The organism is uncultured Shewanella sp., assembly GCF_947501665.1.
Classification (GTDB): domain Bacteria; phylum Pseudomonadota; class Gammaproteobacteria; order Enterobacterales; family Shewanellaceae; genus Shewanella.
In genome coordinates, this window is the sequence record NZ_CANMWS010000006.1 from 161,043 (window position 1) to 174,443 (window position 13,401).

Below are 13,401 nucleotides of genomic sequence, written 5' to 3' on the forward strand. Positions count from 1 at the left end.
TAATCAGTATGAGCCTATCTCTTGATGACACATTCATTTTTCCATAAAAAAAGCGTCGCAGCCCATTCACCAGAAATGAGCCCATTACGTACTTATCAAAGTTTACTTGATAACCATGCATTAATTAACGATCCAGCACAAATGCAAGCGGTATTAGCACTCGACACTCTTTATCAAGCTATTTATCAGGAACAAGAACATCATTCACATTCCGTACCTAAAGGACTGTATTTCTGGGGAGATGTGGGACGTGGAAAGACCTTTCTTATGGATATGTTCTATAGCAATCTACAACATACCTCAAAGCTTCGATTACACTTTCATCGATTTATGGCTCGCATACACAAAGAGCTCTCTCTTGAATCAGGCAAGCGTGATCCCCTAAAAATAGTGGCTAAACGAATTGCAAAAGAAGCACACGTACTTTGTTTTGATGAGTTTTTTGTCTCCGATATTGGTGATGCCATGATCCTAGCAGGTCTTTTTGAAGCTTTATTTCAACAAGGCACAATATTAGTCGCCACATCAAATATCCAAATTGAATCTTTATATCGAAATGGACTTCAAAGGCAACGATTTTTACCCACCATAGATTTACTGCTAGCACATACTAAGCAAATCCACCTTGATGGAACTCTGGACCATCGATTACGATCTTTACAATTTCAGCAAACATACTTTTTACCTCATGAAATAGATTTCAACGACTTATTTATCAAGCTCACTCAAGAGGAAACACCAAATTCTTCTAAAAAAGCATTATTTATTTCACAAGGATTGCTGATCCATGGGCGGCTAATCGACACCATCAAATACTCCGCATCTTGTTTATGGCTAAGCTTTGATGCTTTATGCGATGGACCGAGATCACAATTGGATTATATTGAAATAGCCAGTCAATTTACCCACCTATTGCTCAGTAATATTCCTATTTTAGGTGGTGAGCCACGCAGTTGGATTCGAGCAAGAGGGACTGAAGATGGGCACTTCGCGACTGAAACGGGTGAGAGACAATTGTCCTACGCTATTAATGATGATCCTGCTAGGCGCTTTATTAGTCTCGTCGATGAACTCTACGATCAAGGCGTTCACCTTTATTTAAGTGCAGAAGTCCCCCTAGAACAACTGTATACCCAAGGGGCCCTCAGCTTTGAATTTAAACGAACATTAAGCCGATTAACAGAAATGCAATCCCAAGAATACCTCAACTATCACACAGAAAAATAATCTATATTGTTATTAAAATACTGTAAGTTAGGAAATAAATCATCCAATTGATGCGCCCCAACTCCATACCATTGAGCCAATGAAGCAAACATTTGTTCACTGGCTGTGGTTGGGATCATTCGCCCCCGATTTAATGCATATTCATTCGTCAATGTTTGTGGCGGTAAAGTCCCATATAAATCACCGTTTACGCTGCCACCTAAAATAAATTGATGCCCCGCCCAACCATGATCTGTGCCTCCACCATTCGATGTCAAAGTACGACCAAAATCAGACATCGTAAAACTCACCACTTCATTTTCAGCCCCAATAGCTAAATGTGTTTGATAAAAATAAAATAAAGCATCATTGAGTAATTTTAGTAACTTTGGGTGATTAGAAATTTGATTATTATGCGTATCCCATCCTCCTAGCCCCACAAAAAACACTTGTCTCGACAACCCTTTTTGCTTACCAATCCGAATCAAATCTGTCGCTCTAGCAAGCTGAGAGGCTAAGGTATTACCAGTGGGTGTATCAATATCTAAAGGCGATAATTGTGATAAATCTATTGCTAATTGTTGAGCGTTATCCTCAGCATCTTTCACAACATGATTATAAGATTGAGCCAATAAATGGGAAAATGGAGTCGCATAAATATGCTGCTCAAGAATAGGTTTTCTTATTGCAGCATAAGCATGGTGTTTATATATATTCATGGTTTCAACGGCATCAGCATTAACATGATAAGCAGACGTATTAATACCTGATTGCCATGTATTATGGCCTGTAACACTCACATTTTGTATGAAAGAAGCATTTGAATTTGAGTGTAATAAATCCATTGCTCGACCCGCCCACCCGGTATGGCTAGTATTATGCTGATTGAGTTCAGCCCCTCTTTGCCAAGTGAGTTGTTGACTATTATGCGCATAAAGATCGGCGGGCAGTATCGCGTTCTTATTCATTATCTCCGTTTTCGTTGTTGGCCTAACTAATGTTCCAACATTGGCTTGAATGGCTAGATGACCTTGTTCAAAGAGTGTTTTCAACCCCATCAACTCAGGCATTAAACCTATTCCGCCATCAATTTGCTGCTCTGCTGGAATAATTTCCAATGGATATTCACGCGCTAAATTTTGCCGTGTCATTTGATAATCTATCAGTGCTTGCCCTTCAATAGGCATCAGCATGTTATATGAATCATTACCACCAAACAAAAACACACACACTAGCGCCTTGTAATCGGTAGCAGAAGATGATTGAGCAAATGCCGCTTGCATCAAAGACAATTGCACGGAACTTAACGCAGCAACCCCCATCCCCCCATAGAGAATATGCCTTAAAAAGGCACGACGTTCATTGAATGAAAAACTCATTACAGCACCTCATTACCGTTGCACAACAAATTCTGGCGACAGCATGATCACCAAGACTAAATTAGCCATAATGCTATAAGGACTATAAACACCACGACTTTCATCATATGCACGAATATCGATGATGAGCTGTTTCAATGAGGCGTCTAATTCCTCACTCATGCCACCAGCCATAAAGAGTAAGTTAAAGTAATCAATGGTTAAGTCCTCACCATTTTCAGATTCATATAATGTCACTGATGGCGTGAATTGATTATAAAGCCAAAAATATCGAGCGTCTTCAGCTAAGGTCCATTCAGCAACACCATAGCGAATAGGCGAAAAGAGATAATTATAGAACTGAATAAGTTGAGACTCATCACTGATTTGTAATTCTGGGGCGACTAAGTCCTGAGTAGCCAGCTCTGGTGTGGTGAAATGAGGAGAATAAAAATTAAATACAGAAGGTGCATTAAGCGGCTCTTGTCCTACTTTTACACCAATATTGTAAATTTTAAAGTTATCATGTAATTGCAAAGCATCTAATGCTCGCCACATTTGAGTCATGCGTAATAAGGGTTCTTTAATTTTGCCAAAAGTATCGGGGAAGTCTACATGTCCATTACGCGCTTCACTATCCAATAGAATCGCTTTAGCTACCGCAGCTAAGTCGCCTTTTATATTTTGACCGTTATTATTAAAGACATGAGCGACTCTAGCAATATACTCAGGGCTCGGATTCGATGTCGTTAATCTTTTTATTAACTGTTCACTGATAAAAGGAGCCATATTGGGATGAGACATCAAATTATCTAACGCTCCATTGAGATCCGCTTCAGCGGTTTGCATCGCAGGAAGGACCTCACCTAACAAAAGGTGTTTTTCACTTTGATCATGATAATCTTCCCATGCTCGCATAGGCGTAACATAGTCATTACTCGAATTACAAAATCTATCGTTTGTGGGCTGTGCAAAACACCAACCAGTGAATACTTTAGCAAAGGTTTCAATGTGCTCTTGATGGTATGTTGGGATCAATAATCCAAATTCATCACGTTTTTTAGTGCCATCAATATTGAGTTCATGTAATCCGAGAGTGAATAATTGCAGCAGTTCTCGAGCGTAATTCTCATCAGGGCGATAATTCTCTGTAGCTTTAGCATTTCCAAGATATGTTAAATACTTTCCCATAACAGGACTTAAAGTGACAGCATGCAATACATCTCGATAATTCCCAAATGCGTGCTGAACTAACAAATCATAGTAATAAATTAAGCCTTCTTGACGTTCATGTAATTTTGCCGAATTTTGAGACACGACTAATATTTGACTTAATGCAAAAGCCATTCTCTGCCTCAGTTGATCATCACTCCAAATAGCCGTTTTCCACCAAGCACTCAAGCGAATAGCACTACTGTGGGTGTAACTCTGAGTAATTAAGGGAGCATGATAAGACGCTGACAAACTCAATTGCCAATCAATCCAAGCTTCAATACCTAGTGTTTTAACATTTGATATTGCCGTTATTGTTGGCCCAAATGTCGCTTGCTGTAATAAACGGGCAGCTTCTGTATCAGAAACCCCTATAGACGGTATTAGAGATGCTAGAACAAGCGGCGTTGAAACAAGAGCCTGTGAATGCTCCTCTTTTGATAAGGTATAAAATGAGAGAAACACGCTTAATAATATTAATAGGTAAGCATTTTTCTTGGGTAATTCTATGTGAAATACTGCACACATAACCACAAGTCCTTTTGTAGTAATACCACTTTACAACATTAAACTTTTACAGTCTCTAACTCTTAATTAAAGCAATCAATTTCACTATTTTCCAGCTAATGGTATATTTTTTACGATTTAAAAAATTCATGACAATTGCTATTTCCCAGGCTCTCTCTTTGCTGATAAACGCTTTAAATTAAGATCATAATCATGAAAACCAATGTGTTTCTGTAAATCTTCAAAGCTCAAGTTGGATTCAATTTTTTCACCTAACTTCAATTTTAATAAGGTTTTTTGCATGGCTTCAACAGATGCATTCAGTAAGCTCAAAGGATATGCCACTAGTTTAAACCCAATCTTTTCCAATTCAGCGGGAGGTAAAACGGGTGTCACCCCTTGATCGATCATATTCGCCATTGTCGGAACCGATATTTCTTCGCAAATCATCTTCATTTCTTCAATAGACTGAGGCGCCTCAATAAAAATCACATCGGCCCCCAAATCTTGAAACGCTTTCCCTCGGCTAATTGCTTCATCAATGCCTAAAGTGGCTCTTGCATCTGTTCTTGCAATAATAACAATATCATGACCCATTTTTCTCGCTTGATCACGAGCATCTACCGCTGCACCCAATCGCTCAAACGCCTCGAGCTGACTAATGACTTGTTTACCTTTAGTATGACCACAACGTTTAGGTGTTTGTTGATCTTCAAGCATAATACCTGCAAATCCGGCATGAATATAACCATGCAATGTGCGCTGTACATTCATGACATTACCATAACCAGTGTCAGCATCGCCAAAAACCGGAATATTCACAGCATGACAGATATTATGGCCTTGCTCTAACATCTCATGATAACTAATTAACCCTGTATCTGGCATAGCTAACCGCGCTGAAGAAACGCCAAAACCACTCATAAAAGTTAACATAAAGCCTGCTTGCTCAATCAGCTTTGCACTCAATGCATCAAAAGCACATGGCATTAACAGCAGACTAGGACTGGCCAATATTTGCCTTAATTGAGTCACTAAGCGCATTTGATTTATCATAAAACCCACCTTAATTTCTGTTTTTAGATATTCAAAATATTTAAATATAAAATCATAGCTATACTACCTATTAGTTAATAAAATTAAATTTATCAAGGTCAAGTCGTATGGTTAAAAAACAATGGGTAAAAATCTTTTTTATTACACTGATAATTATTGCAATCATCTTCTTTTTAACCTTTAGAATGCTGGTCTTATCAGACAAAGGCATCGTTTCTGCACCAATGATCAAGTACTATTCTCCTATTGATGGTCATTTAACATTGCTCTACGACAATCCACAAATGCCATTTGGACTCATATTCCCAGAAAACACCCAAATTTTTTCAGTGACCAACAATCAATTAGCCAAAGATCATCTCTATATTGAACAACAAATTGTAGATATGCAAAAACAGCATGACTTGTTGCTCGAAGAAAAAAGTAATTTAAATAATATTGCAACGAATACATTAAATAACTATCAGAAACATAAAAAATACTTTATTGCTTGGCTAGAACAAAAACAATCTATTACAGAATCAATTATTAGAGATGATAAAAAAATATTAGCGCTAAATAAACAAGAAATGAATCGCTTAAATACACTCAAAAAAGGCAACCATGTCAGCATCAGTCAACATGAAGATCAACAACAAACAGTACTTGATATCGAAAAAAGAATTGAGACCAATACACAGCAACTTAAACTACTCAATCAAGAAATTACCGCCGCCAAAAATGGAGTATTCATCGGTGACGCCTATAATAATGTGCCTTATTCACAGCAATTTTATGATAAAATTCAACTTGATGTAATTCACATTAACAACAGATTGAGTGATTTAGTCAATCAAATGTCATCCTTAAAAAATCAATTTAACGCGAATAAAGAAAAATACAACAAGGCGAATAAAGTTAATATCTCTACACAAAATAAATCCTATTTATGGCAGCTTGCGACGGGCAATCACAGTTATGTCAAAAAAGGACAGTTAATCATGGTATTAACATCATGCCATCCGCAATATATTTCGGTACTAGTGTCTCACTCTGTTGCGGCAAAAGCGGATATAGGTGATGAAGTTAACATCGATATTGCAGGAGAAGATAAAGCTCACACCGGCAGTATTTCTGCCATACAATCTTTTATCATGAATAAAGATTATGTGGCTTCCACAACCTCTTCTGACGATACCGATTCTATGCTCGTCATTAAAATTACTTCTGATGATGACAATTATCCACAGCATGATAATAATGCACACTGCCAAGTAGGGAAAATGGCCAGGATTTCTAGCTTATGATAGCTTATTTATCATCATCAATTATTGTTATTTGGTTTTTATTTTTTCTATTATTTTTAATCATTGCTAATCACTATAAAATTTTTAAACTGGATTTAATCACATTTGGATTTTTTACTCTCATTAATATCACTTACCTCTTCTGGCGTTCCACAGAAACATTACCAGAATTGTCACTATTCAATATTTGGGCATGGTGCTTTTTCTTACTTGAAGTATTCATGATATTAAACGGCATATTCACTGCATTTTTAATCTCAATGATGAATATCAATGTTAATAATCACAGCCTAGAATTACAGAAAAAAGAACCCAGTATTGATATTTTTATTACCACATATAATGAATCCGCATACATTATTGAAAAAACCATTGTTTGTGCGAAAAATATCCATTACAACAATATCAACATATGGATATTGGATGATGGAAAAAGAAAAGACATTGAATTGCTCTGTGAGCAATATCAAGTACATTACCTTGGTAGAACAGAGCGAACTCACTTTAAAGCAGGTAATTTAAATAACGGCCTCAATTATTCGGCTAACATCACTAACGCAGAATTCATTTTAGTACTCGATGCCGATTTTTTATGCCATAAAGATATCGCTACATCATTACTGAGCTGTATCGATCAACATAACGTCGCCATAGTTCAGGCGGCTCAATATTTCTATAATAAAGATCCCGTTCAGCATAATTTTCTAGCCAGTCAAGCCATTGTAGACGATCAGCGCATTTTTTTTGAAGGGGTATTGCCTGGTTTAGACAAATTGGATACCGCATTATGTTGCGGCTGCCCAGCCCTAATTAAACGTACAGCATTAATGAATGTCGGTGGTTTTCCAACCGACACTGTCACTGAAGATGTCAATCTCTCGTATAGATTCTTCCAAAATGGTTACATTACTCGTTACACTCAAAAAATTGTCGCTTACGGAATGTCACCTGAAACATTAAACGAATACATTAAACAAAGATGTCGGTGGGCAACAGGGACCTTACAGCAACTGTTTTCTCAACAAAGCAGCTTCCGCTTTAATAAGCAATCACTGCTACAGCGTGTGGAGTTTATCTCTTGTGTTCTTCATTGGTTTTCATACCCCTTTCGCATTATGTGTTTATTAGCGCCTATACTCGCATTACTTTTCTCTGTTACAACTTTTTCAATCCAAGATGATCAAGTCTATCTGTATGTTCCCATCATCATCATGACCAGCATGATTTTTCTAGCCAGCAAAAATCGTGGAAAAATGCTGATTCTCATGACAGATGTCATTAATTTTGTCATTGCAATCCCTCTGGTTTTTGCTGTCTTAAAAGGACTACTTAAAAAAGGAAGCCCCACTTTTTCCGTTACCGAAAAGAACATTAAAATAAAAAATGCCATTATTAATTACCATCTAGCCACACCACTGATTGTATTAATTTCACTCAATTTAATTGGAATGCTACTCAACCACCACTACAGCTATCAAGTGTCTTTAGGCTCATACACACACCTGTCTTTCGTTTGGGCTTCGATTAATACGCTTTTCTTGCTTACCGGACTGTTCATGATTATTGATCTGCCGCGTTTATATCATAAATGGACGCTATCCAACCCCAATATCAATATCATCACTGATACAAAAATCAAGATTGAAGCCCAAGTAGATGGGATATCCGTTGAAGACTGCGATGTTTTCATTGCAAAAGATACACTAAAAGAAAATGACAGTATTGAAATTGAACTCACAGGATTTTGCAATGTAAAAGGAGTGGTGACATCAGTCAAGCCTAACGATCAATCCAGCTCCTCACATTCGCAATACAAGACTCAAATCCATTTCACGGATCCTAAGTCCTTTCGACTAAAAAATATATTGGGATATGTTTTCTCTAATGGCAATATTTCATTAATGACACAAAATAATTATTGGTATTTATTCAAACGACTCATAAGACGGTTATTCATGTAATATATTAAAAAATAAAATAAAAATGTACTATTCGCTTCAAATATTCGTAACCGTCATGAATAATGGGAATGTCTGTTAATGCAGAAGCAATTAACGACCTTGCCTACAATATATTGAATTCCCGCTGAAAGATCACTCATATAATTTAATTAATATAAATTAAATTTAAATACGCTAAGCGACCAAGATCCTTGCTACAATACTCGCCATTATTGCTTAGCGATTGGTTACCTTCTCAACCAAGGCGCTTCCTGCTGAGCAGCCATATTCGTGCGACCCGCTTTAGCATACTGTCGCCAATGATTTAGGATATCGAAATTGAGTAATATCGACACAAAAGCGGCTTCTCAGCCAGCCTTTAGTAGCTTAACCTTAAAACCTGCTTTACTCGACAACTTAGTCACTATGGGTTTTAAGTCCATGACACCTATCCAAGCACAAAGCTTACCTGCTATTTTAAATGGCGAAGATGTCATTGGTCAGGGGAAAACAGGCTCAGGTAAAACAGCCGCTTTTGGACTGGGTCTGCTCAATAAATTAGAGGTTAAACGTTTTTGCATTCAATCTGTTGTATTGTGTCCTACTCGAGAACTTGCTGATCAAGTTGCCAAAGAAATTCGTACTTTAGCTCGCGGCATTCATAACATTAAAGTATTAACCTTATGTGGCGGCGTACCAATGGGGCCACAAATAGGCTCACTGGAACATGGAGCTCATATTATTGTCGGAACGCCGGGCCGCATTGTCGATCATTTAGAACGTGGCCGTTTAGATTTAGAGAATGTCACCACTCTCATTTTAGATGAAGCCGATAGAATGCTAGAAATGGGGTTTCAGCCTTCTCTTGATGCCATCATGGAACACATGCCAATTGAGCGTCAAACCCTGCTCTTTAGTGCCACCTTTCCTAAACAAATTCAAGCAATTGCAGAACAAATCATGTTCAAACCTATTGTTTGTAAAGTGGAGTCCAATCATGATGGCGCCACGATTGAGCAACACTTTTATGAACTCCATAATCATAATGCTCGTTTAAAAGCCGTGAAATTACTCTTACTTGAACACAAACCTGAAAGCGCCGTTATTTTTTGTAACACCAAACGTGATACCAAAGATGTTGCCGCTAATTTAATTAATGATGGTTTTAGCGTCGTTGCCCTACATGGCGATTTAGAACAGAGAGACAGAGATCAAGCCTTGTTGCGTTTTGCCAATAAAAGTATCTCGGTCATGGTGGCAACCGATGTTGCAGCCCGTGGGCTTGATATTGAAGCCTTAGATGCCGTCATTAATTACCATTTAGCCTTTGATACTGAAGTGCACATTCATCGTATTGGCCGCACGGGACGGGCCGGTAGCAAAGGGGCTGCCTATAGCTTTTATAATCAGGATGACGGCTATAAAGTTGCTTTACTTGAAGATTACCTCGGCAGAGATATTGTTAGCGAAGCGCTGCCAAGTGATAGTTTACTGGATACTTTTCCCGCTCAACCTATGATGACCACCTTGCAAATTGATGGTGGTAAGAAGCAAAAATTGCGTCCTGGGGATATCTTAGGTGCATTAACCGGTGAAAATGGCATAGAAGGCAATGAAGTCGGAAAAATTAAAATTACCGATCACCGATCTTACGTGGCCGTTAACCGTAAGGTCGTTAAAAAGGCCTTAAATAAAATCGTTAACGGTAAACTAAAAGGCCGCACTTACCGTGCTTGGGAGATGCGTTAACCCGTCTCTAAGCAATAAAAAAGCAGGTCAATACCTGCTTTTTTTGCTGCACCTTTTTTCAAGATAATAAATTAACGGTGGTTAATACCCTTGCTAACTTTAGGTTTGTGACTATTACTGCTCCGTCCGCCACTTCGCTGACCGTCTTTATGTTCCGCTTTTGCGCCTTGCTTGTTCCCACTACTTCGTGGTGAGCCATTACTGGGTTTTTGGCTAGAAGAATGACGAGCACGTGATTGCCTCGTTTTATTCTGGCTTCTTCTACCTTGCTGCGTTTTCTTTAACTGTGTTTCAGGTAAGCTATGCGCTGGCACATACCCTTCAATCTCTTTACGGGGTAGATGTTGCTGAATAAGACGTTCAATATCTCTTAACTGCTTAATTTCTTCATCACTGACTAATGAAACTGCTTGCCCATTAGCACCTGCACGGCCAGTACGGCCTATGCGATGAACATAATCCTCTGGTACATTAGGCAAGTCAAAATTCACCACTTGAGGCAGTTGATCAATATCTAATCCTCTCGCTGCAATATCCGTTGCGACTAATACTCGCACATCGCCACTTTTAAAATCGGCTAACGCTTTAGTGCGAGCATTTTGGCTTTTATTACCATGAATCGCAGCGGCGGTGATCCCTTTGGCTTCTAAATTTTTAGCCAATCGATTCGCCCCATGTTTAGTACGACTAAACACTAACACTTGCTGCCAATCATCTTGTTTAATTAACTTAACTAAAACCGCTGCTTTTTGACCTTTATCAACGGGACATATCCATTGCTTCACGGTATTTGCTGTCGCATTGCGAGGCGTCACAGATATTTCAACAGGATTATTGACCAAGCCTTTAGCTAACCTTCTGATATCATCACTAAAAGTTGCTGAAAACATTAAATTTTGACGTTGCTTAGGTAACAGCGCCAATACCTTTTTAATATCGTGAATAAAGCCCATATCTAACATTCTATCGGCTTCATCTAAAACAAGTACCTCTAATTGATCAAAGTGCATTGCTTTTTGGTTATATAAATCCAGTAACCGTCCTGGCGTCGCCACTAAAATATCCACCCCTTTGGCTAATTTAGTGATTTGCGGCGTGATCCCCACACCTCCAAAAACAATGGCACTCTTTATTGGTAAATGCTTACCGTAAGTCTCTACACTTTCACCCACTTGTGCTGCTAGCTCGCGTGTCGGGGTTAAGACCAATGCTCTTACTTGCTTAGCTCCCGCACGCCGCCCTTGACTTAACCTCTCTAATAAGGGCAACGTAAAACCAGCGGTTTTGCCTGTGCCTGTTTGGGCCGCAGCCATCACATCTTTGCCTTCAAGTACAGCAGGTATTGCTTGGGCTTGAATCGCTGAAGGGGTTTCATAACCTTTTTGGGTTACCGCTTTTAAAATAGCAGCAGATAAACCTAGGGAGGTAAAGCTCATAGAATGGTCTCTTTTCGGCTGTTCATCACATCTTCACATCGAATAAAACAGCAATGTTCAAGGGGCCTGCTGATGCGGGCGGCCGTGCAGCTTACAGTATTCCCTCAAAAAGCGCTAATTATTACGATTTGGTGAATTTTCAGTAATTCGCCTATCAGTGTGACTCGCATCGAGTTTGTCACGAGTTCAGAAGAATGAATTAACTTTATTTATTGTTATACAAGGAAAAAATAATGAACACTCTGTTACTTCAATTTTTATCTTCATACTCGATTAATATTGTTTAATTTTCATCCATCAAAAAGATGTTGTTTTATTTCTGTACGTGATAACCTCGCGCTCCTGAAATTGAGATAACTCACTATCTTTAATCTTAGATATGGGTATTGACGGACGTTATTCGTTCGCCATCATATGAGGTAAGTTCCAAAAAATCGCCCTATTCTTAATCAGGATACTTAACTAGCGTACTCGACCAGATTAACAATAAAATCGTTGCCAAGCAGAATTTATCAATAATGAGTATAACCAAATGAAGCAAGCTATTGTCGGTTATCATCAAGATGAAGAGAGATTGGGTCGCTGAACTTGAATGCGGACATTGTCAGCATGTCAGACACAATCCACCTTGGGTCAACCGCCCATGGGTTATTTCGGTTCAAGGACGCACACAAATGTTAGGGTATCAATTAAATTGTAAGAAATGTGATATCGACGCGGCTAAAGAGTTATAATACTCCATATTCAATGCAGAGTGTCGAGTATCGCGACCAGTTAACGTCGCTCAATAATGAGATTGAAAAATAATGTCGCTTTCTGTGGCTCTGAGCAACCTCTAACGTATTTTTATCGACATATTTTTAGGATCTGTAGTTTGATTCTGTGCTGTAGGCCTCTTTGTTAAAAAAGGGCACTAAAAAAACAGGCAACACCTTCTAAGCCGTGATGAAAACACATTTATCTCGAGCATAATTTAACCACGAAAGATCAACAGATCCTAGTGAAGTAATCAGTTTATTTGTAGGAAAGATGTAACATGACACAAAATAAAAAGTTTGATTTTCGCCTTATTCAAGAGAATAACACTTGGACTGCACAGATCACTCGACGCATGACCGCTAGAAAAACCCTTGTATCGAAAAAGAAGCAAGGCTTTGAAAGCGAAGCAGAAGCACAAGCTTGGGCAGAAACACAATTACAAGCCTATTTAGAAAACCTAGTGAAACGTAATGACCGCCGCGCTAAGCAACGTGAAGAACGTACACTCGCACAAGAAGAAAAAGACTTAGCGGCGGCCCAGTGGCGTGAATCAAAAGATGCCAGTGACTTCGGAGAAGACCATAACGCTTTTGATGAAGATAATGATGATTACGGCTCTGACGCTGAAAAATAAATAAAAGAGCCTTCTCTTAAGACGATTCAACATAGCCCAAATATGATTTTTCATCATTTGGGCTATTTACTGCATAAAACCAATTCAAAACCCCTACCAAAACAGCTCATTAAAATTCATTACATTTAAAATACAATTAGCTCATAAGTCAGCTTTATTTCCTCACCTTTATTCATTTCTATTGATAAAGAATATAGCAGTAATGTAAAGGTTGCTTACTCACTCGACAACACTGAGAGAAAACCTTTATCGTGCCCT

Annotated in this window: 9 protein-coding genes and 1 pseudogene; 6 read left to right on the forward strand and 4 right to left on the reverse strand. The window is 38.5% G+C overall.

The window, feature by feature from the left end:
• Positions 1–24 precede the first annotated feature (24 nt).
• Positions 25–1,227 (forward strand): cell division protein ZapE, encoded by a 1,203-nt coding sequence (zapE, locus tag Q0976_RS06125; RefSeq protein ID WP_299492092.1) that lies wholly within the window; start codon positions 25–27, stop codon positions 1,225–1,227.
• Here zapE and Q0976_RS06130 read toward each other — a convergent pair.
• The 3 genes from Q0976_RS06130 to Q0976_RS06140 all read right to left on the reverse strand — a co-directional run bounded on the left by Q0976_RS06130 (position 1,212) and on the right by Q0976_RS06140 (position 5,339).
• On the reverse strand, positions 1,212–2,585 hold the full coding sequence (locus Q0976_RS06130; RefSeq protein ID WP_299492094.1) for a DUF1501 domain-containing protein: 1,374 nt from the start codon (positions 2,583–2,585) through the stop codon (positions 1,212–1,214). The two genes, zapE and Q0976_RS06130, sit on opposite strands and share 16 nt — an antisense overlap.
• A gap of 12 nt (positions 2,586–2,597) precedes the next feature.
• On the reverse strand, positions 2,598–4,304 hold the full coding sequence (locus tag Q0976_RS06135) for a DUF1800 domain-containing protein (protein ID WP_299492096.1): 1,707 nt from the start codon (positions 4,302–4,304) through the stop codon (positions 2,598–2,600).
• A gap of 138 nt (positions 4,305–4,442) precedes the next feature.
• Positions 4,443–5,339 carry an isocitrate lyase/PEP mutase family protein gene (locus Q0976_RS06140; RefSeq protein WP_299492098.1) on the reverse strand — a complete coding sequence of 299 codons (897 nt, stop codon included), beginning with the start codon at positions 5,337–5,339 and terminating at the stop codon, positions 4,443–4,445.
• 107 nt (positions 5,340–5,446) lie between these two features.
• On the opposite strand from Q0976_RS06140, the gene Q0976_RS06145 reads away from it, so the two are divergent.
• The 3 genes from Q0976_RS06145 to dbpA all read left to right on the forward strand — a co-directional run bounded on the left by Q0976_RS06145 (position 5,447) and on the right by dbpA (position 10,314).
• A complete protein-coding gene (locus Q0976_RS06145) occupies positions 5,447–6,625 on the forward strand; it encodes a hypothetical protein (RefSeq protein WP_299492100.1) in 1,179 nt (392 codons plus the stop codon).
• Positions 6,622–8,586 carry a glycosyltransferase gene (locus Q0976_RS06150; protein ID WP_299492102.1) on the forward strand — a complete coding sequence of 655 codons (1,965 nt, stop codon included), beginning with the start codon at positions 6,622–6,624 and terminating at the stop codon, positions 8,584–8,586. Before Q0976_RS06145 ends, Q0976_RS06150 begins: the two co-directional genes overlap by 4 nt.
• Before the next feature lie 318 nt (positions 8,587–8,904).
• Positions 8,905–10,314: an ATP-dependent RNA helicase DbpA gene (gene dbpA / locus Q0976_RS06155; protein WP_299492104.1), complete on the forward strand. Its 1,410-nt coding sequence runs from the start codon at positions 8,905–8,907 to the stop codon at positions 10,312–10,314.
• Positions 10,315–10,385: 71 nt separating this feature from the next.
• Here dbpA and Q0976_RS06160 read toward each other — a convergent pair whose 3' ends face one another.
• Positions 10,386–11,750, reverse strand: a complete 1,365-nt coding sequence (locus Q0976_RS06160) for a DEAD/DEAH box helicase (protein ID WP_299492105.1) — start codon at positions 11,748–11,750, stop codon at positions 10,386–10,388.
• 532 nt (positions 11,751–12,282) lie between these two features.
• On the opposite strand from Q0976_RS06160, the pseudogene Q0976_RS06165 reads away from it, so the two are divergent.
• Positions 12,283–12,484 (forward strand): annotated as a pseudogene (locus Q0976_RS06165) (DUF3565 domain-containing protein).
• A gap of 302 nt (positions 12,485–12,786) precedes the next feature.
• The gene (locus Q0976_RS06170; RefSeq protein ID WP_299492107.1) at positions 12,787–13,143 is read left to right on the forward strand and encodes a DUF3622 domain-containing protein; all 357 of its coding nucleotides are present in this window, start codon (positions 12,787–12,789) and stop codon (positions 13,141–13,143) included.
• Positions 13,144–13,401 lie beyond the last annotated feature (258 nt).